The organism is Lysobacter terrae (assembly GCF_054782215.1).
Map to the genome: position 1 here is coordinate 262458 of NZ_BAAGSX010000010.1, position 18613 is coordinate 281070.

The 18613-nt window shown below is 66.7% G+C and carries 17 protein-coding genes and 1 riboswitch; of the genes, 9 read left to right on the plus strand and 8 right to left on the minus strand.

What is annotated here, in order from left to right; translation table 11 throughout:
- Window positions 1–28 precede the first annotated feature (28 nt).
- Window positions 29–2221 (plus strand): putative bifunctional diguanylate cyclase/phosphodiesterase, encoded by a 2193-nt coding sequence (locus ACYVJ8_RS16190; RefSeq protein ID WP_460714289.1) that lies wholly within the window; start codon window positions 29–31, stop codon window positions 2219–2221.
- A 33-nt stretch (window positions 2222–2254) separates the two neighbouring features.
- On the opposite strand, the gene ACYVJ8_RS16195 is transcribed toward ACYVJ8_RS16190, so the two are convergent.
- The 3 genes from ACYVJ8_RS16195 to metX are packed head-to-tail and all read right to left on the minus strand — an operon-like array spanning window position 2255 to window position 5711.
- The gene (locus ACYVJ8_RS16195) at window positions 2255–3436 is read right to left on the minus strand and encodes a homoserine dehydrogenase family protein (protein WP_460714291.1); all 1182 of its coding nucleotides are present in this window, start codon (window positions 3434–3436) and stop codon (window positions 2255–2257) included.
- Window positions 3433–4650, minus strand: coding sequence for an O-succinylhomoserine (thiol)-lyase (locus ACYVJ8_RS16200; protein WP_460714293.1), 1218 nt, complete (start codon window positions 4648–4650; stop codon window positions 3433–3435). Before ACYVJ8_RS16200 ends, ACYVJ8_RS16195 begins: the two co-directional genes overlap by 4 nt.
- Window positions 4647–5711: a homoserine O-succinyltransferase MetX gene (gene metX, locus ACYVJ8_RS16205; protein WP_460714429.1), complete on the minus strand. Its 1065-nt coding sequence runs from the start codon at window positions 5709–5711 to the stop codon at window positions 4647–4649. Before metX ends, ACYVJ8_RS16200 begins: the two co-directional genes overlap by 4 nt.
- A 69-nt stretch (window positions 5712–5780) precedes the next feature.
- A riboswitch (SAM riboswitch) is annotated at window positions 5781–5905 on the minus strand.
- A gap of 195 nt (window positions 5906–6100) precedes the next feature.
- Here metX and ACYVJ8_RS16210 point away from each other — a divergent pair.
- From ACYVJ8_RS16210 to ACYVJ8_RS16225, 4 genes are all read left to right on the plus strand, one after another.
- Window positions 6101–7195 carry a phytase gene (locus ACYVJ8_RS16210; protein ID WP_460714295.1) on the plus strand — a complete coding sequence of 365 codons (1095 nt, stop codon included), beginning with the start codon at window positions 6101–6103 and terminating at the stop codon, window positions 7193–7195.
- 19 nt (window positions 7196–7214) lie between these two features.
- Complete coding sequence (locus ACYVJ8_RS16215; protein ID WP_460714297.1) at window positions 7215–8150, plus strand: peptidoglycan DD-metalloendopeptidase family protein; 936 nt, start codon at window positions 7215–7217, stop codon at window positions 8148–8150.
- Between the two features lie 55 nt (window positions 8151–8205).
- Entirely contained in the window at window positions 8206–9810 is a 1605-nt protein-coding gene (locus ACYVJ8_RS16220) for a peptide chain release factor 3 (RefSeq protein ID WP_460714299.1), read from the plus strand.
- A 93-nt stretch (window positions 9811–9903) separates the two neighbouring features.
- Window positions 9904–10143, plus strand: a complete 240-nt coding sequence (locus tag ACYVJ8_RS16225; protein ID WP_460714301.1) for a hypothetical protein — start codon at window positions 9904–9906, stop codon at window positions 10141–10143.
- A 45-nt stretch (window positions 10144–10188) separates the two neighbouring features.
- Here the strand turns inward: ACYVJ8_RS16225 and ACYVJ8_RS16230 are convergent, their stop codons facing one another.
- Together ACYVJ8_RS16230 and ACYVJ8_RS16235 are read right to left on the minus strand one after the other, a co-directional pair.
- The gene (locus ACYVJ8_RS16230) at window positions 10189–10782 is read right to left on the minus strand and encodes an aspartyl/asparaginyl beta-hydroxylase domain-containing protein (protein WP_460714303.1); all 594 of its coding nucleotides are present in this window, start codon (window positions 10780–10782) and stop codon (window positions 10189–10191) included.
- 2 nt (window positions 10783–10784) lie between these two features.
- Window positions 10785–11408 carry a sulfotransferase family 2 domain-containing protein gene (locus tag ACYVJ8_RS16235; RefSeq protein ID WP_460714305.1) on the minus strand — a complete coding sequence of 208 codons (624 nt, stop codon included), beginning with the start codon at window positions 11406–11408 and terminating at the stop codon, window positions 10785–10787.
- 86 nt (window positions 11409–11494) lie between these two features.
- Here ACYVJ8_RS16235 and trhA point away from each other — a divergent pair, with 86 nt between their 5' ends.
- Window positions 11495–12157, plus strand: coding sequence for a PAQR family membrane homeostasis protein TrhA (trhA, locus tag ACYVJ8_RS16240; protein WP_460714307.1), 663 nt, complete (start codon window positions 11495–11497; stop codon window positions 12155–12157).
- Window positions 12158–12265: 108 nt separating this feature from the next.
- Window positions 12266–14233: an AsmA family protein gene (locus ACYVJ8_RS16245; RefSeq protein ID WP_460714309.1), complete on the plus strand. Its 1968-nt coding sequence runs from the start codon at window positions 12266–12268 to the stop codon at window positions 14231–14233.
- A gap of 29 nt (window positions 14234–14262) precedes the next feature.
- On the opposite strand, the gene ACYVJ8_RS16250 is transcribed toward ACYVJ8_RS16245, so the two are convergent.
- From ACYVJ8_RS16250 to mtgA, 3 genes are read right to left on the minus strand one after another with little or no spacing between them, the layout of a single operon-like run.
- Window positions 14263–14691, minus strand: coding sequence for a CBS domain-containing protein (locus ACYVJ8_RS16250; protein ID WP_460714310.1), 429 nt, complete (start codon window positions 14689–14691; stop codon window positions 14263–14265).
- The gene (locus ACYVJ8_RS16255) at window positions 14630–15682 is read right to left on the minus strand and encodes a glycosyltransferase family 2 protein (RefSeq protein ID WP_460714312.1); all 1053 of its coding nucleotides are present in this window, start codon (window positions 15680–15682) and stop codon (window positions 14630–14632) included. Before ACYVJ8_RS16255 ends, ACYVJ8_RS16250 begins: the two co-directional genes overlap by 62 nt.
- Window positions 15683–15717: 35 nt before the next feature.
- Window positions 15718–16476, minus strand: a complete 759-nt coding sequence (mtgA, locus tag ACYVJ8_RS16260) for a monofunctional biosynthetic peptidoglycan transglycosylase (RefSeq protein ID WP_460714314.1) — start codon at window positions 16474–16476, stop codon at window positions 15718–15720.
- A gap of 119 nt (window positions 16477–16595) precedes the next feature.
- On the opposite strand from mtgA, the gene hslO reads away from it, so the two are divergent.
- On the plus strand, window positions 16596–17519 hold the full coding sequence (gene hslO / locus ACYVJ8_RS16265; RefSeq protein ID WP_460714316.1) for an Hsp33 family molecular chaperone HslO: 924 nt from the start codon (window positions 16596–16598) through the stop codon (window positions 17517–17519).
- A 143-nt stretch (window positions 17520–17662) separates the two neighbouring features.
- A complete protein-coding gene (locus ACYVJ8_RS16270; RefSeq protein ID WP_460714431.1) occupies window positions 17663–18478 on the plus strand; it encodes an XOO1806 family protein in 816 nt (271 codons plus the stop codon).
- Window positions 18479–18613 lie beyond the last annotated feature (135 nt).

Below are 18613 nucleotides of genomic sequence, written 5' to 3' on the forward strand. Positions count from 1 at the left end.
GCCCGGATTTGCCCTGTAGACTCGCCCTATGCACGGTAAGGCCCGCGACATCCGACGCTTTCTGCTGTGGACTGCGCTCTATTTCCTGTGCGCGGTCCTCGCCTCGCGTTATCTGCTCGGCCCCGAGGGCACCTCGATGCTGTGGCCGAGCGCCGGCATCGGCTTCGCCGTGGCGATCCGCTATGGCCTGCGCTGGACCGCCGTGGTGGCGGTGGGCACGTTCTTCTTCAGCCTGCTGACGAACGGACCGGATTGGCTTTATATCGCGCTCGCCGTGCTCGGCAAGACCGGGGCGACGGCGCTCGCCGCCTGGTACGTGCTGCGCGGCCGCTCGATGCACCTGCGCACCGAGGACGGCATGCGCCTGCTCGGAGGCGGCCTGATGCAGAGCGTGCTGAGCGCCGCCTTCGGTATCTTCGCGCTGCACCAGACCGGTCGCCTGGAGATGGCGCACGCGGTGGATGCCTTCATGCGCTGGGCATTGGGGGACATGCTCGGCATCGCCGTGGTGGCGCCGGCCATCCTGCTCAGCACGACCACGCGCAATCCGCATCATCAGCTTTCCCCCTTCCACGACGGCTCCACGCTGCGCGAACGGGTGTTCTGGATCGCGCTGCTGGGCACCAGCTTCCTGGCGATCCATTCGCTCGGCGGCCGCGGCATCTACGTGCTCGGCCTGATCAGCCTGCCGCTGGTCCTGCTGTTGTGGGCGGCGCTGCGGTTCTCGCCGGTGTGGACGTCGGTGGCGACCGGCGTCACGGTCACCTACCTGAGCGCCGCGACGGGCATGGGCCTGGGCGGTTTCACCGCGCCGAAAACGCTGCTGGAAACCGCCGTGCTCCTGCTGCTGCTGTGCCTGATCGCGGTGATCCCGGTGATGATGGCCCTGGCCGGCCTCGAGCAGCGCACCACGTCCTATGCGCTCTACCAGCGTGCCACCCGCGACACCCTGACCGGCCTGCTCAACCGCACCGCGTTCGAGGAAGAAGCGCGCAAGCGCCTGGCGGCCACGAGCACGCCGGCGACGCTGCTGTACCTGGACCTGGACAACCTCAAGATCATCAACGACAGCACCAGCCACGTGGCCGGTGACGACATGATCCACGCGATCGGCGGTGCGGTCGCGGCGGCGGTCGGTGACGAGGCGCTGGTGTCGCGCACCGGCGGCGACGAGTTCGCGATCCTGCTGCCCCGCGGCGAAGCCGGCGCGATAGTCGAGGCGCGTCGCCTGCTCAACGAGATCGAAGCGATGCGCGTGCCCTGGGGCGACCAGGTGCTGACCACGACCGCGAGCATCGGCCTGGTCTCGGCGACGACGCAGGCCGACGGCCGCGACTACGACACGCTGTTCTCGCACGCCGACGCGGCCTGCTTCGCCGCCAAGGAACTGGGCGGCAACCGCTTTCACGTCTCCTACCCCAGCAGCGACGAGGCCCAGGCGCACAGCGCGGTGATGCGTTCGGCGTTGCGCATCCGCGAAGTGCTGGAGCGCGAGCAGTTCCTGCTGTACGTGCAGCCGATCGTGCCAACCCGCAAGACCAGCGGCGAAGGCGTCCATTTCGAAGTGCTGCTGCGCTGGCAGGAGCCGGGCGGGCGCATCCACGTGCCCGCCGAATTCATCTCCGCGGCCGAACGCTTCCGCATGGGCCCGCGCATCGACCGCTACGTGATCGACGCGACGCTGCGCTGGCTGGAGCGCAACCCGCAGGCCGCGAAGGGCGTGGCCAGTTGCGGCATCAACCTCAGCGGCGCGACGCTGACCGACGAGCATTTCGCCGACTATCTCGCCGCGCGGCTGCGCCGCAGCAGCTTCCCGGCCGAAAACCTGTGCCTGGAAATCACCGAGACCAGCGTCGTGCGCGACCGCCAGCGCGCGCAGCGCTTCATCGGGCAGATGCGCGACCTGGGCTGCCGTTTCGCCCTGGACGACTTCGGCACCGGTTTCTGTTCGTTCGGTTACCTCAGCGATCTGGACGTCGACTACATCAAGATCGACGGCAGCTTCATCCGCGGCCTCGAGGCCTCGCAGCTCTCGCAGGCGGTGGTGCGCTCGATCGGCGACATCGCTCACGTGATCGGCAAGAGCACCATTGCCGAACAGGTCGAGACCGAAGCCGAACACCAACTGCTGACCGCGATGCAGGTGGATTACGCGCAGGGCTATCTGTTCGGGCGTCCGCAGTCGATCGAGACCTTCTTCGCCGCGCCGGCCGTGGCGTAACCGCCGCTCTGTTACCGGCGTCCCGCGGCAGCCTCAATGCCCGCGCGCGATGCGCAGGCAATCGTCCAGCAATCCCGCGGCCGTGACTTCGGCGCCCGCTCCCGGCCCCTGGATCACCAGGGGTTGGATGCGATAGCGGTCCGACCAGATCGCGACCTTGTTGTCGGTACCGGCGCCGCCGGCGAGCGGATGGTCGCCGGACAAGGATTCCAGTCCCACGCGCGCGCGCATCGCGCCTTGTGCATCGCGCTCCAGACGCGCGACGAAGCGGAGCTTCTCGCCGTTCTTGTAGGCGGCGGCGAAGCGTCGACGCAAGGCGTCGTCGAGCGCGGGCAGTGCGGCATCCACCGCTTCCTTCGACAGGATCGCCAGTTCGGGCGGAATGAGCGAGGTCACATCGACTTCGTGCGCTTCCAGTTCGATGCCCGCCGCGCGCGCCAGGATCACGATCTTGCGCCGTACGTCCTCGCCGGACAGATCGTCGCGCGGATCCGGTTCGGTGTAGCCGGCATCGCGCGCCTGCCGCACCAGTGCGGAGAACGGACGCATGCCGTCGTATTGATTGAACAGCCAGGCCAGCGAACCGGAGAGAACGCCCGCGATCGCGTGGATGCGGTCGCCGCCTGCCTGCAGCTCGCGCAGCGAGCGCAGCAGCGGCAGGCCCGCGCCGACGGTGGCGCTGTCGCCGTAGCAGGTCGCGGCGGATGCGCACGCGGCGCGGATCGCGCGCCAGCGCGCCAGCGTCGTGCCCTGGCCCAGCTTGCAGGCGGTGACGACATGCACGCCTTGCGCGAGCCAGCGCGCGTGCTGCTCGGCCACGGCCTCGCTGGCGGTGGCGTCGATGACGATGCGTATCGCCGCGTCGGCCAGGATGCCAGGCACGGTCGCCAGAGACGACGGTGACGATGCAGGTTCCGTAGCGCCGGGGCTCATGGGCAATGGGGCTTGTGTCGCCGAAACCAGTGCGTGCGCAGCGTGATGCGGGCACACGCCAGTCGGCGCCGAAACCGCGCGCCGCGAATTGGCGACATGCACCAGCTGTACCTGCTCGCCCAGCGCAGTGCCCGACCACGATGCAAGGCGCGCGAGCACGGCACGGCCGACCGTGCCCGTGCCCAGCAGCGCGACGCGCGCGCGTGGTGCGTGATTGCGTTGCCGATCGTCTCCGCGCGGATGCAGATCGATCGACTTTGCCGCGGAAAGCGCAGCGCTCATTTCGCCACGCGTCGTTTGCCGCCGCACGCGGCTTCAGCACGATCGAGCGCAGCCGCAATATCGGCCACCAGATCCTCCGCATGCTCGATGCCCACCGACAGGCGCAGCAGCCCATCGCCGATACCGGCAGCCGCACGCGCTTCCGGCGCCATGGCGGCATGGGTCATGGTCGCCGGATGCGCGATCAGGCTTTCCACGCCACCGAGCGATTCGGCCAGGGTGAAGCACTGCAGGCCATCGAGGAACGCGCGCACCGCGTCGGTACCACCTTCGAGTTCGACACTGAGCATCGCGCCGAAACCGCTCTGCTGCTTCGCCGCGACGGAATGGCCGACGTGGCCTTCCAGGCCCGGGTAATGCAGCGCCGCGACGGCAGGATGGCCGTCGAGCAATGCGACCAGTGCCTGCGTGTTTTCCTCATGCACGCGCAGGCGCGCGTCCAGCGTGCGCAGGCCGCGCAAGGTAAGGAAGCTGTCGAACGGCGAACCGGTCAGCCCCAGCGCATTGGCCCACCACACCAGCTGCTGGTGCTGCGCGGCGTCCTTCGATACCACGGCCCCGCCGACGACGTCGCTATGGCCGTTGATGTACTTGGTGGTCGAATGTGCGACGAAGTCTGCGCCGAACGCGATCGGCTGCTGCAGCGCCGGCGACAGGAAGGTGTTGTCGACCACGGCGAGCGCGCCGGCCTTGTGCGCGGCCTCGATGACGAAGCGCAGGTCGGTGATGCGCAGCAGCGGATTCGACGGCGTCTCGATCCACACGACTTTCGGCGGTTCGCGCAGGGCCTCGGCCAGCGCACGCGGATCGGTGAGGTCGGCGGTGACCAGCTCGAAGGCGCCCTTTTTCGCCAGCGCATTGAACAGGCGCCAGCTGCCGCCGTAGCAATCGTGCGGCACCACCAGGCGATCGCCCGGCTGCAGCAGGGCGTTCAGCAGCAGCGTGATCGCGCCCATGCCCGTCGCGGTGACGACGCCGCCGGCGCCGCCTTCCAGTTCGGCCAGCGCTTCGCCCAACAGGTCGCGCGTCGGGTTGCCGCTGCGCGTGTAGTCGTACTGCCGCTTCTGCTCGAAACCGGCGAAGCTGAAATTCGACGACAGCACGATCGGCGGCGTCACCGCACCGAAGGCGCTGTCGCGATCGATGCCGGCACGCACGGCGCTGGTACAGCGGTGGCGGGAACCAGGGGCGTTGGAACGGAAGGGCGTGCTCATGCGGCGGCCTCGATGGCGATGGGGTTCGATAGGGGCAACGCCGCGTCCTGCAGCGCCTGGGCGAGAACGGCCGCGATGGCGACCTCCTCCTTGAGGAAGGCATCGTGGCCATACAGCGACGAGAGGATTTCGGTGCGCGTGGGGCCGCTCAGGCGCTGCGCGAGCGCGCGGCTGTCGGCGATGGGGACTAGCCGGTCCTGCTCGATCGCGACGACGGTCGTCGCCACCTCGATGGTCTCCGGCTCCACGCGCTGCAGATCGATCGACTCGGACAGCCGCTGGAAAGCGACCGGCGAGGTGCGCGCCGTGTACTGCGCGCCGCAGTGATCCAAGTAGCTTTCCGCATCTACACGCACGCGGCCGTCCGCGACATGCGCGGCATCGAAGCGCTCATCGAACTCTTCCGGCGTGCGATAGCTGAGCACCGCCAGCTGGCGTGCCAGGGCCAGGCCATGGTTTTCGTCGCACTGCAGCGCGCCCAGCGCGACGGCGCGGCGTTGCAGCGCGCGCCATGCACTGGAGAACGGGTGGGCGCGATGCGCGCCGCTGATCGCGACGAGATGATCGAGCCGCGCACCGTAAAGGGCGGCGAACTGCAGGCCGACCATCGCTCCGTACGAGCAACCGACGAAGGCCAGCAGGCGCTCGATGCGCAGCGCATCCAGTACCGCGGCGACGGCGTCGGCCTGGTCCGCCGGATCGATGACGGCGTCCACGCTGCCGTCGCTGCCAACCCAGTCGAACGCGATCAGGCGATGGCTGCTGGGATCCAGGGCGCGCCCGGGACCGACCTGGACTTCCCACCAGCCGGCTTCGGCGAAGGCTTCGCTGCTGCCGACGTGGCGATGCGCGGAAATGCCGCCGGCGACGAACACCGCGGGGAGTCCCGCATCACCCACGGCTTCGTAGCGCAGGGTCACGACCCGCGTGCCGGAATGGCGCAGGGTCAACGGCACCGTGACTTCGCCGCGCAGCGCGGGCGCCGCGGCCTGCACGATGCCGGTGTCGGCCGTGTCGGTGGAACGGGAGGGGACGTGGGGGGAATAGCTGGCGAGGGTCATGTCGGTGATTCCGTCCGGAGCAGGACCACCGAGCGTCAGCTGCGCCTCGCCCGGCGTGGGCGAAGTCCGCAACCATCTTTCGACCCGCATAGGGGCCGCAGGAGTTGGCACCTTCCCACTGCACCGCAAGGCGGTGGAAGCGGTAGGTTGCCCCGGCGTCAAAGGGCCTGTCCCTCAGCCGGTCTCGATGGATAGACGCAGTCTGCCAGCCGCGCGGCGAACCAGTCAATCGCTTTATCTGGATAAAGCGATATAAATTCCAATTAGTCATAACCCGACCCGGAGCGTTCCTCTCGCCGGCCCCGCCCCCCATCGCACGGGTTTTCCGAGCGCGATGGTTTCGCCACAATCGGCGCCAGCACCGTCCTCGGCTTTCGTACACTGTTCGAATGAATCCTCGCCTCCTGACCGCAGCAGGCCTCGCGGCCCTGCTGACCGCCTGCGCCACCGCCCCGCGCCAAACCCAGCCCTCCGTTCCGGTCGCTGCTCCCAACCCGGTCACCGTCGTCGAGGCCTACGTCTCGGCCGACGTGCCGCAGGAGGAACTCGATTCGCTGGCCACCTGGCCGACCGAAGACGGCAAGACCTGGCTGATCGCCACCGGCAAGTCCAGCCATCGCCTGGTGGTGTTCGATGCGGACACCGGCGAGGAGCTGCGGACCTTCGGCGAAGAAGGCCAGGGTCCGGGCCAGTTCAAGCGCCCCAACGGCATCGCCGTGCAGGGCGACTACCTGTTCGTGGTCGAACGCGACAACCACCGCGTGCAGCTGCTGTCGCTGCCCGGCTTCAAGACCATCGGCACCTTCGGCGAAAAAGAACTGCGCAGTCCGTATGGCATCTGGCTGACCGAGAAGGAGCCGGGCGAGTACGACGTCTACATCACCGACAGCTTCATGTACGGCAAGAAGTTCGACGAAGTGCCGCCGTTCAACGAACTCGACCAGCGCGTGCGCCGCTATCGCGTGTCCTTCGACCAGAACGGCGCCATGCGTTCGCAGTACGCCGGCTCCTTCGGCGACACCCACGAGGAAAGCGCGCTGCGCATGGTGGAGTCGATCGCCGGCGATCCCGAGAACGACCGCATGCTGGTCGCCGACGAAGACCGCCGTCACCTGTCGACGCTGCGCGAGTACACCTTCAGCGGCAAGTACACCGGCCGCTCGCTGCCGCAGGACGCCTTCGGCGCCGAAGCCGAGGGCGTCGCGCTGTGGACCTGCCCGGATGGCAGCGGCTACTGGATCGCGGTCGACCAGCTGGCGCCGCTCACCATCTTCCATCTGTTCGACCGAGTGACGCTGAAGCCGGTCGGCAGCTTCCAGGGCGCCAAGACCGCACGCACCGATGGCGTGGCCCTGCACGCGGCGGCGATGGCGGGCTTCCCCGGTGGCGCGCTGTTTGCCCAGAGCGACGATAAAGCGGTCACGGCTTTCGACCTGCGCGATGTGGCAAGCTCGCTGGGACTGAGGCAAGGCTGCACCGAGTGACGGTGCGCGGGTCCGTTCCATGGCTTTCCAGCGTCATCCTGCTGTCTTCCTCGCCGCTGCACTGACGTGCGCGCTGGTGACGTACGCGCTGGCGACCAGCGCGTACGCGGCCAAGGTCTACAAGTGGACCGACAAGAACGGCATTACCCATTACGGCGACAGCGCTCCGGACGGCGCCAGCCCCGCGGTGAAGTCCGGATCGGTCAAGGTCATTCCCGTCATCGCCGAGCCGCGCGCCGTGGCTCGCCTGCGTCTGGAAACACGCGACGGCCGCTATCTCGCCTTCGCCGACAACAACCTCGCCGGCCCGATCGAAGTCCTGCTGCAGGCGCGCGGCGGCGGCGTCAGCAGCGACCCGCCCCTGCCCGCGCGTGCCACGGTGCCGGCGCGCGGTTCGATACTGGTTGCGGTGCTCGACGGTTCGCGCGACGGCGAACTGCTGATGGACAGCCTGCCGGGCGATCCGGGCGCGCGCCCGCGCGATTACGAATACCTACTGCCGCTGCAGCAGGTCGCCCTGCGCATCGACCAGGGCTTCGGCGGCGGTTTCAGCCATAACGACCCGCAGAACCGCTACGCCATCGACCTGGCCGCCGACATCGGCACGCCCGTGCTGGCCGCGCGCGAAGGCGTGGTGATGCAGGTCGAGAACGACTTCGAGAAAGCCGGACTGAACCGCGAGCGCTACGGCGGCCGCGCGAACTTCATCCGCATCCTGCACGACGACGGCACGATGGCGCTGTACGCGCACCTGAAGTCCGAGGGCGCCATGGTCCGCGTCGGCCAGCGCGTGCGCGCCGGTCAACAGATCGGACTGTCCGGCAACACCGGCTTCACCACTGGGCCGCATCTGCATTTCGTCGTGCAGGTGAATCGGGGCATGAAGCTGGAATCGCTGCCGTTCCGCATGCGCGGGCCGTCCGGGCCGCTGCGGATCGCAGGCGGCCCGCCGTAGCCTATAATTCCCGTCCTTCCCCGCTTCCCGACGCGCCCTGCGGTGCGCCGCTGCCATGTCCGACGTTTCTCTCGAAGCCCTGCGCCGCCGCACGTTCGCGATCATCTCGCACCCCGACGCCGGCAAGACCACGCTGACCGAAAAGCTGCTGCTGTTCGGCGGCGCGATCCAGATGGCCGGCTCGGTCAAGGGCCGCAAGGCCGCGCGCCACGCCACCTCCGACTGGATGGCGCTGGAAAAGGAGCGCGGCATCTCGGTGACCTCGTCGGTGATGCAGTTCCCGTACGAAGGCCGCATCGTCAACCTGCTCGACACGCCCGGCCACGCCGACTTCGGCGAGGACACCTACCGCGTGCTCACCGCGGTCGACTCCGCGCTGATGGTCATCGACGTCGCCAAGGGCGTCGAGGAACGCACCATCAAGCTGATGGAAGTGTGCCGCCTGCGCGACACGCCGATCATGACCTTCATCAACAAGCTCGACCGCGAGGGCAAGCCGCCGATCGAGCTGCTCGATGAAGTCGAAAGCGTGCTGGGCATCCAGTGCGCGCCGGTCACCTGGCCGATCGGCATGGGCCAGCGCCTCAAGGGCGTCGTGCACCTCATCACCGGCGAAGTGCACCTGTACGAAGCCGGCCGCAATTTCACCCGCCAGGACTCGACGATCTTCGCCTCGGTCGACGACCCGGCGTTGGCCGAGCGCATCGGCCCGGACATGCTGCGGGAACTGCGCGACGAGCTCGAACTGGTGCAGGGCGCCTCGCATCCGTTCGATCCGGCTGCGTACCTGGCCGGCAAGCAGACGCCGGTGTTCTTCGGTTCGGCGGTCAACAACTTCGGCGTGCAGCTGCTGCTGGACTTCTTCGTCGAGCAGGCGCCCTCGCCCAAGCCGCGCGCGACCACCTCGCGCGAGATCGCGCCGTACGAAACGCACCTGTCCGGCTTCGTCTTCAAGATCCAGGCGAACATGGACCCGCAGCACCGCGACCGCGTCGCCTTCATGCGCATCTGCTCGGGCAAGTTCAGCGCCGGCATGAAGGCCTTCCATCCGCGCAGCGGCAAGGAAGTGAAGTTGGCCAACGCGTTGACCTTCATGGCCTCCGACCGCGAGATCGCCGAGAGCGCATGGCCGGGCGACGTGATCGGCATCCACAACCACGGCACGATTTCGATCGGCGACAGCTTCAGCGAAGGCGAGATGCTCAGCTTCACCGGCATTCCCAACTTCGCGCCGGAACTGTTCCGTCGCGCGCGTCTGCGCGATCCGCTCAAGCTCAAGCAGTTGCAGAAGGGGCTGGCGCAGTTGTCGGAAGAAGGTGCCACGCAGTTCTTCCGCCCGCTGATGTCGAACGACCTGATCCTCGGCGCAGTCGGCATGCTGCAGTTCGACGTCGTCGCCTACCGCCTGAAGGACGAATACGGCGTAGACGCCAGCTTCGAGCAGGTCAACGTCGCCACCGCGCGCTGGATCCGCTGCGCGGACGCGAAGAAGCTCGAGGAGTTCCGCGACAAGAACGCGATGAACCTGTCGGTGGATGCCGCGGGCGAACTGGTCTACCTCGCCCCCACGCGGGTCAATCTGCAGCTGGCGCAGGAACGCGCGCCGGGCGTGCAGTTCCTGGCGACCCGCGAGCACGCCCACGCGGTCGCGATGGACTAAAGCTTGACTGGCTTCACACTTTCACCCCGATGAGCTAGTGTCCGGATGTCGCCAGGGGGCCGGCGGCATTCATCCATCTCGAGGGGAAAACCTATGTTCTGGTTGGGAGTCGCTCTTGGCTTCATCGGCTGGCTGTGGCTGGTCGTCAATGCATTTCGCTCAAGCGCGCTGTGGGGCATCGGCTCGCTGGTTATCAGCCCGATTGCGTTGATCTTCGGGCTGCTCAACTTTGCCGAAAACAAGATTCCGCTGCTGCTGAGTGTGCTTGGCCTAGTGCTGTACTTCATGGGCGCCGGCGCCGCGATGCAGCAGGCGATGACGATGGGGCAGTGACACCACGCGTCCGAAAGCCAAACGCCCGGCATCGCCGGGCGTTTTTCATTTCAGCGTCGCCAGCCAGTCCGGCTCGGGCTGATCGAGATCGTAGTACTCGAAGATCAGATGGATACGATCGGTATCGCCATCGTTGCGGACGGCATGGATCCCGAGATTGTTGACCTCCACCGCCTGCCCTTCCGGCAAGTGGTGGATGGTGTCGCCAATGCGGAAACCGACCCCGGGGTTGGTCAGCAATGGCACATGGATCTTGTGCGGCCATTGCGCGGCGGGATTGGCATCCACGTGTGGAAGAATCTCCCCGCCCGGCGCCATGCGCGCCAGCATGACGCGCGGATAGACAGCATGGGTGTAGCCATAGGGCCGCGTAGCCTGCTCCATCACCGGCAACAGACGGTCCCGCCATTGCGCCCAAAGCGGCCAGTCCGCGGATTCGCGCCAATCCAGATGATTGGTGATGAAGCGGAAGATGATGTGGCGCGTGTGGTTGAACGCGCCGTAGCGCTGATTGGGCTTGTCCTCGTTTTCGGCATTCCAGACCGACTCCGGAATGGCGAGCACGGCCCTGCGCAACTCGGCGATATCGACCGGGCCAAGCTGTCGCAACGATGTCGTTTTGCGGGGATTGGGCCACATGGTCAGAACTCGTATCCGAACAGCTCGATGTCCCGCTGGTACAGCTCGCGGACGCCATCGATCAGCGGCTGATCGTAATAGTCGCGATAGCTGCCGCGGCGCGAGCTGTTGACCTGTTCCAAGGCCTGGCTGGGGATGCCGATACGCTCGCAGATCGCATCGTAGGAGGTCTGCATCTCCTCTACGCGACCGACGTAGTCCGTCAGCAGCGCGCCATCCTCACCGGTGATGAAGCCGTGCTGCGGCTGGAACAGCACGTGATGCAAGGGGCGCACCTTGAACAGCAGATGGTTCATGACTTCACGCGGGTTGCGCTCGAACGCGCCGTTCTCGCGCGTCATGAAGGCGCAGTAGGACACGAATCGATCGAACGGATTGCGCACGAACGCAAACTTGAAGTATCCGGAAAACACCTCTTCGCCGACGAACGGGCGGACCTGCTGCAGCGAGAGGTGACCGTGCGAGATCTGGGCGAGTTCCGCGTAGGGAAAGCGCTTGTTGATGAACAGGCCGACCTGCTCGAGATCTTCCGGGCTCATGTGCTCCCGCAGCGCCCGACGGACCGAATGCGTACCGGTTTTGGGAATGGCGGCGAAGATGAAACGGTGCTGGTGCGAAATGATCATTGGACGGCGGGGCTGACAGTCGACGAATCATAGGCGACATTGGCGCACTGAGCATTTGCTCCAGACCCCCAGCCGATCCTGCCCCCATGACCGCGCCCTCAGCTTCGACCCCTCTGGCGGATCTTCGCGAAGAGATCGCCAACGCCCTGACCCACGGCCTGGGCGCGACCGCGGCGCTGGCCGGCGGCGCGGTGTTGATCACCCTCGCCGCGATGTACGGCGACGGCTGGCAACTAGTCAGCGCCATCGTCTTCGGCGCCTGCCTGCTGTTGCTGTACATCGCCTCGACGCTGTACCACGCGATACAGCACCCAGTAACCAAGGCCCGGCTGAAGGTATTCGATCATTGCGCGATCTATCTGTTGATCGCCGGCACCTACACGCCCTTTACCCTGATCGGCTTGCGCGGCCCCGTGGGCTGGTGGCTGTTCGCCGCGATCTGGACGCTGGCGCTGGCCGGCCTGGTCTTCAAGCTGTTCTTCACCGGCCGCTTCAAGCTGCTGTCCACGCTCATCTATATCGCGATGGGCTGGCTGGTGCTGGTGGCGATCGTGCCGGTATTCCGCGCGCTCGACGCCTGGACCTTCGGCTGGCTGCTCGCGGGCGGGCTGTGCTACACGTTCGGCACGATCTTCTATCACCGGCCGTCGATGCGTTATTCGCATGCCGTGTGGCATATGTTCGTTATCGCCGGCAGCGTGTGCCATTACGTTTCCGTGATGGCGCAGGTCGCCATACCGAGAACCTGACGTTCGCATCGCTGAATCGGGCACAACGCATTCACCGATGCTTGACCCGCGGTTGCCGATGGTGAGAACTCACCACGGCGCTCCGCCGCCGTGCGAACCGACTCGGCGATGGATACGCAACGCTCCCGCGAAAAAGTCCGTACCGCAGCCGCCACCGTGTGGCGGCATCCCTGGCGATCAGCGCTGGTCTTGATTGCGCTGGCGCTGGTTGCGCTCGTGCTGCTCTGGGACTGGAACTGGTTCAAGGGCCCGATCGAACGTCAGGTCGAGGCACGCACCGGCCGCAGTTTCGATATCGGCGGCAACCTCGACGTTGACCTGGACTGGCGCGCGCCGACGATCCGCGCCGATGGCCTGCGCTTCGGCAATGCGCGCTGGTCGAAGCAGCCGCTGATGGCATCGGCCGGCCGTGTCGAATTCAGCATTCGCGTGTGGCCGCTGCTGCGCCGCCAGGTTCGTATTCCCGAATTGAAGTTGACACGGCCGGTGCTGCATCTGGAGATGGGCCCGCAGCGGATCGGCAACTGGAAGTTCGGCGACGAGAACAGCCAGACGCAGGCGCAATTCGCGAAACTTTGGATCGACACGGGCCGCATCACCTTCCTCGACGCGGCCAAGCGCACCGATATCGGCGCCGACGTCACCAGCGTCGAGGATGCGGGCGCCGGCGCCTCCGCCATCCAGGTCGCGGGCGGCGGCCGCTGGCAAGACAACCGCTTCACCATGAACGGCCGCGCCGAATCGCCACTCGCGCTGCGCGACCGGCAACGGCCCTATCGCATCGATGTGCGCGGCAGCGCAGGCGCCACCCATGCGCATGCGCGCGGCACCTTGACCGACCCGGTGCTACTGCGCGATTTCGACTTGCAATTGGCGCTCTCCGGCCAGGACATGGCCGACTTGTATCCGCTGATAGGCGTGGTCACGCCGAACACACCGCCCTACACGCTCGACGGCCGCTTGACCCGCGAGATCATCGATGCGCGCAAACACGTCTGGCACTACGACAATTTCCACGGCACCGTCGGCGACAGCGATCTCGCCGGCGACGCGAGCGTGGCCGTCGGCGGTGCGCGGCCCTTCCTGCGCGCGAACCTGGTGTCCAAGCGCCTGGACTTCGACGATCTCGCGGGTTTCGTCAACAAGGCCCCGCAATCGGGCAAGGGCGAGTCGACCAATAGCCAGCTCGCGGCCCAGGCAGCCAGCGAGCGCGCGAAGACGCGGCTGCTACCCGATCGTCCGTACGACCTGGAAAGACTGCGCGCCATGGATGCCGAGGTGCAGTACAAGGCGCATCGCATCGACACACCGAAGCTGCCTCTCGACGACATGGATACGCACCTGCGTCTCGATGCCGGACTGCTGCGACTGGAACCGCTCAACTTCGGCGTGGCCGGAGGCCAGATACGCGCCATTGTGCGGATGGACGCGCGCAACACGCCGATCCGCACGCAAGCGCGCATCGATGCGAAGGGCCTGCAACTGCGCCGCCTGGTTCCGGACGTGAAGCTGGCGCAGGATGCCATCGGACGCATCGGCGGCGATGTCGCGCTCAGCGGCACCGGCAATTCGATCGCCTCGATGCTGGGAACCAGCAACGGCGACGTCAGCGTCGGCATGGGTAGAGGCCAGATCAGCAACCTGCTGATGGAGCTCGCCGGCATCGATATCGCCGAGGCGCTGAAGTTCCTAGTCCGCGGCGACCGCAAGGTGCCGGTGCGCTGCGCCTTCGGCGACTTCGCCGTCGACAACGGCGTGATGAACTCGCGCTCGATGGCCTTCGACACCACCGACACGATCATCGTCGGCGAGGGCACGATCGACCTGCGCGACGAAACCCTGCATTTGAAACTGCGGCCGCGTCCGAAGGATCGCAGCCTGTTCGCGCTGCGCTCGCCCTTGTGGATCGACGGTACGTTCAAGGATCCGGACTTCCATCCAGACTACGGCCGCATCGGTTTGCGCGGCGCGCTCGCGTTGACGCTGGCCAACATCGCGCCGCCGGCGGCGCTGCTTGCGACGTTGGAACTCGGCCCTGGCAAGGACGCGGAGTGCGGTGGCCGTTACGCCAAATAGGCCCGACGAAGCACGTTGAACAGCGCGAATCAGCTGGCGATGTAGCGCTGCAACTGGTCCAGTTCGACCTGCTGGTCCTCGATCACGGCCTTGACCAAATCGCCGATCGACACCAGGCCGATTACTTCGCCATTGCGCAGCACCGGCAGGTGGCGGATGCGCTCGTTGGTCACGATCTGCATGCAACGCTCCGCCGTGTCGTCCAGGCGGACGGTGACGACCTCGGCGGTCATGATCGTGCTGACCGGCGTATCGCTCGAGGAGCGGCCCTGCAGCACGATCTTCCGCGCGTAGTCCCGTTCGGAGAGGATGCCGACCAGGCGCGGCCCCTCCATCACCAGCACGGCACCAATGCGTTTCTCCGCCATCAGCCGGATCGCGTCGATCACCGGCGCCTCAGGCGAGATCGCGTAGATCTCCGGGGTTTTCGCTTCGAGCAGCTGCCGTACGGTGCGCATGGCTCTCTCCTCCAATGGCGGCGGATGGCGCGACGGATGACGCAGAGAATACTCCTGCGGCCGGCTTCCAGACATCGACCAGGTACAGCGGGCGGTGCTTGGCTTCCTCGTACAGGCGACCGAGGTACTCCCCGATCAAACCCAGCGCGATCAGCTGCACGCCGCCCAGGAACAGGATGACCGCCATCATGGTTGGCCAGCCGGCGACCGGATCGCCCCACAGCATGGCCTTGAGCACGATCCACAGCGCGTAAAGGAAGGCGACGGCCGCGGTCATCAGGCCCAGGTAGGTAGCCAGCCGCAACGGCGCGGTGGAGAAGCTGGTGATGCCTTCGAGGGCGAAGTTCCACAGGCGCCAGAGGTTGAACTTGCTGGCACCGGCGTTGCGTGCTTCCCGGTGGTAAGGCACCGCGACCGAGTTGAAGCCGATCCAGCCGAACAGCCCCTTCATGAAACGATGCCGTTCCCGTAGTTGCCGCAGGGCGGCGAGCGAGCGCGGCGAAAGCAGGCGGAAATCGCCGGTGTCGGCGGGAACGGGCGTATGCGAAAGGCGTCCGATCACGCGGTAGAACGCATGTGCGGTAGCGCGTTTGAGCCAGCTCTCGCCTTCGCGTTCGATCCGCGTGCCGTAGACGTCGTCGTAGCCCTCGCGCCACTTCGCTACGAATTGGGGAATGAGCTCAGGCGGATCCTGACAGTCCGCGTCCAGGATGATCGCCGCGCCGCCGTCGACATGATCCAGGCCTGCGGTGAGTGCTGCTTCCTTGCCGAAGTTGCGCGACAGGCGCAGCAAGCCGACTTGCGCATCGCTGGCCGCAATCTGCTGCAGCACCGCCCAGGTGTCGTCGCGGCTACCGTCGTCGATGTAGAGGATCCGACTGTCCAGGTCGGACATGCCGTCGAGCACGGCGCGCAGGCGCGGATGCAGCAACGGCAGGGCGTCGGCTTCGTTGAAAGCCGCCACGACGACGGTCAGCAGGTCACGGCTCATGGGGAGCATGGTATCCGGCACGGCAGCCCAACGCGCTAATCGATCCGCTGAAGGAAGGTCGGACCGCCCATGTAGCGCATCTGCCGCTGGATCGCACCGCTGCGCCTCTCTACGTACGGACCGGGTCGCGCGATGCTGTAACGGCGCGGATTGGGCAGCACCGCGGCCATGCGCGCGGCTTCGGCGGGCTGCAGATTCTTGGCGTCCTTGTTGAAGTAGGTGCGGGCCGCGGCCTGCGCACCGTAGACGCCGTCGCCCAGCTCGACCGTGTTGACGTAGACCTCGATGATGCGGCGCTTTGGCCACAAGGTTTCGATCAGCACGGTGTACCAGACCTCCAGGCCCTTGCGCGCCCAGCGGGTTACGCCCTGCCCTTTCCACAGGAACAGGTTCTTCGCCGTCTGCTGGGTGATAGTGCTGGCGCCGCGAATCCGCCGCACCGGCCGGTTGCGCTTGCGCGCCCGCTCCTCGGCGCGCTCGTTGTGCACGCGCGCCTTCTCGATCGCCTTGAAGTCGAATCCGTTGTGGTTGGCGAAGTTCTGGTCTTCCGACGCGATCATCGCCAACGGCACGTTACGCGAGATCTGATCGAGATCGCGCCAGTCGTAGGCGATGCGGAATCCAAAGTCGCCCGAGCCCCACGCCTCTAACTGGCGCCCGACCATGAAGGCCGAAAACGGCGGATCGATGAACCGCATCAACAGGACCTGCAGCACCGTCACCGCGATGAACAGCAACGGCAGCCGCCATAGCCAACTGCGCCAGCGCCTGCGTGCCGGCCTTGCCGCCGCCATGTCGGCCCCCTGTGGATTCTCGTCTTGCACCCGCTGTCCTCCGTCCCCATGTCGCGGCTACCCCGCAACCGATGGCGCGCATTATCGTGGATGCCGCGCGCCTTACCGTACGAGCCGCCATGACCACTGCCCCCGCGACGACCGCCCCCGCCCAAAACGCCGACCAGGACCAGCTCAGCCGCTTCCTCATCGAAGGCGCCGGCGTGCGCGGGGTGCGCGTGCACCTGCAGGACACCTGGCAGCAGATCCGTACGCGGACCGAATACCCGGTCGCGGCCGCCGAGCTGCTGGGCGAAGCCGCGGCCGCCGCCGCGCTCTTCACCGGTCACGCCAAGGTCGACGGCCGGCTGTCCGTGCAGTTGCGCGGCCATGGCACCCTGCGCACCCTGTTCGCCGAATGCACCGCTGCCGGCACGCTGCGCGGCATTGCCCAGCTCGACGAGTCGGGCACGGTATCGCGCGACCTGCGCGACCTGGGCCCGGACGCCATGCTCGCGATCACCATCGAGAATCCCTCGCGCGACGGGCGCGAACCGATGCGGTACCAGGGCCTGGTCCCGCTCGAGTCCGATTCACTGGCGGGTGCATTCGAGGACTATTTCCGCCGCTCCGAACAATTGCCGACCCGGCTGCTGCTGGCCGCGGACCAGACCGGCGCGGCCGGCCTGATGCTGCAGAAGCTGCCGGGCGATGCCGGCGACGACGATGGCTGGACGCGCGCGTCCGCCCTGTTCGACACGCTGGCTCCGAACGAACTTCTGCAGTGGACCGGCGAGCAGCTGGTGACCCGTTTGTTCCATGAGGATGGGGTGCAGATGCTCGGGGCCCGACCGCTGTCGTTCGCCTGCTCGTGCTCGCGCGAACGGGTGGAATCGATGCTGGTGTCCCTGGGCGAGGAGGAAGCCACGGCGGCCCTGGCCGACGGCGAGGCGGTGGTCCGTTGTGAGTTCTGCGGCCAGTCCTACCGGTTCAGCCCGGCGCAGATCGCCGGCCTGTTCGCCCTAGCTCCGGACATCCAGCCGGCGCCTGAGCGGACCCAGTAATGGGGTTGCGACGTAGCGCACGGATTGTTAAATAAGCATAAAGTAGCTATAGTCCTAGGCCCAGAAAGCGGGGAACTTCACCGACCGGATCCGGTCGTAACCACGCCATGAAAGCGCGCCTCCTCCAACTGCCACTCGCCGCATTGCTCGCCTTGGGCGCAGCAACGGGCGCGCACGCGCAGTCGGCGGGATGGAAGACTGACGCGACCTTGCTCCCGGTGTGGAATACCAACGGCAAGCTGGAAGCCGTGCTGCAGCTCGAACCGAGCACCACGCCGGTCGCCGGCGCACGCTGGCGCGTGGGCGGCAACACCCTCGATGCGGCATTCGGCGTCGCCGCGGGCGATACGCTCGGCCTGGTCTGTGATCGCAAAAGCGGGCTCGCTTCGACGATCGGCAATCTCGCCAACCACTGCATGCTGGCCACGCTCGACGGCGACGGCAGCGATCGGCAGTTCAATGCCGGCGCCAGCCTCACCCATGGCAGCAACCGTTTTGGCGTGGTCGTGGGCAATGCGCGGGACACCCTGCCTGCCTGGCTCAGCCCGAACAGCAAGGCCGGCAGGATCGATCAGAACAGCCTGACCCTGTATGGCCAGAAGAACATCGGCCGCGAAGCCACCGTGTCCATCGGCGGCACGCTCGCCCGCGCCCGCCTGATTCCAGCCGACGATATCCCCTCGGAAGTCGCCGACCGCTGGACCAGCAAGACCTTCACCATCGGTGCGGGCGTCGGCAATTTCGGCGCCAACATCATCGGCCGCGTCATCGACACCCCCGGCGTCCCCGGCCAATGGAGCGGCCTGGGCGTGGGCCTGACCTGGCGCACTCCCTGGAGCGGCCAGCTGACCGTCGGGGCCGAGAACGTAGTGACCCGCGGCAAGAATCCCTTCTCGCCCAGTGACAGCGACCGCGACGAGGGCACCGTGCCCTACGTCCGCTACGAACAGGACCTCTGAGTCCTCTCTCAGACCGACGACTCGGTCTGTTTTCTCCGTCACAAAAGTGAGTTTTGGCAGCGCCAGGACCATTCGTCGGCGTTTGTTAACGACACTTTAATTTTTCAGAAGAGCGGTCTACTATCCGGACGGCCT

What these genes read in the sequence shown, in the direction of transcription:
- ACYVJ8_RS16210 (WP_460714295.1), top strand. Translation starts at nt 6,101, where the DNA reads ATGAATCCTCGCCTCCTGACCGCAGCAGGCCTCGCGGCCCTGCTGACC.
- ACYVJ8_RS16225 (WP_460714301.1), top strand. Translation starts at nt 9,904, where the DNA reads ATGTTCTGGTTGGGAGTCGCTCTTGGCTTCATCGGCTGGCTGTGGCTG.
- ACYVJ8_RS16200 (WP_460714293.1), bottom strand. Translation starts at nt 4,650, where the DNA reads ATGAGCACGCCCTTCCGTTCCAACGCCCCTGGTTCCCGCCACCGCTGT.
- ACYVJ8_RS16235 (WP_460714305.1), bottom strand. Translation starts at nt 11,408, where the DNA reads ATGATCATTTCGCACCAGCACCGTTTCATCTTCGCCGCCATTCCCAAA.
- ACYVJ8_RS16230 (WP_460714303.1), bottom strand. Translation starts at nt 10,782, where the DNA reads ATGTGGCCCAATCCCCGCAAAACGACATCGTTGCGACAGCTTGGCCCG.
- ACYVJ8_RS16215 (WP_460714297.1), top strand. Translation starts at nt 7,215, where the DNA reads ATGGCTTTCCAGCGTCATCCTGCTGTCTTCCTCGCCGCTGCACTGACG.
- mtgA (WP_460714314.1), bottom strand. Translation starts at nt 16,476, where the DNA reads ATGGCGGCGGCAAGGCCGGCACGCAGGCGCTGGCGCAGTTGGCTATGG.
- ACYVJ8_RS16255 (WP_460714312.1), bottom strand. Translation starts at nt 15,682, where the DNA reads ATGAGCCGTGACCTGCTGACCGTCGTCGTGGCGGCTTTCAACGAAGCC.
- ACYVJ8_RS16220 (WP_460714299.1), top strand. Translation starts at nt 8,206, where the DNA reads ATGTCCGACGTTTCTCTCGAAGCCCTGCGCCGCCGCACGTTCGCGATC.
- metX (WP_460714429.1), bottom strand. Translation starts at nt 5,711, where the DNA reads ATGACCCTCGCCAGCTATTCCCCCCACGTCCCCTCCCGTTCCACCGAC.
- ACYVJ8_RS16195 (WP_460714291.1), bottom strand. Translation starts at nt 3,436, where the DNA reads ATGAGCGCTGCGCTTTCCGCGGCAAAGTCGATCGATCTGCATCCGCGC.
- ACYVJ8_RS16245 (WP_460714309.1), top strand. Translation starts at nt 12,266, where the DNA reads ATGGATACGCAACGCTCCCGCGAAAAAGTCCGTACCGCAGCCGCCACC.
- trhA (WP_460714307.1), top strand. Translation starts at nt 11,495, where the DNA reads ATGACCGCGCCCTCAGCTTCGACCCCTCTGGCGGATCTTCGCGAAGAG.
- ACYVJ8_RS16250 (WP_460714310.1), bottom strand. Translation starts at nt 14,691, where the DNA reads ATGCGCACCGTACGGCAGCTGCTCGAAGCGAAAACCCCGGAGATCTAC.
- ACYVJ8_RS16190 (WP_460714289.1), top strand. Translation starts at nt 29, where the DNA reads ATGCACGGTAAGGCCCGCGACATCCGACGCTTTCTGCTGTGGACTGCG.
- hslO (WP_460714316.1), top strand. Translation starts at nt 16,596, where the DNA reads ATGACCACTGCCCCCGCGACGACCGCCCCCGCCCAAAACGCCGACCAG.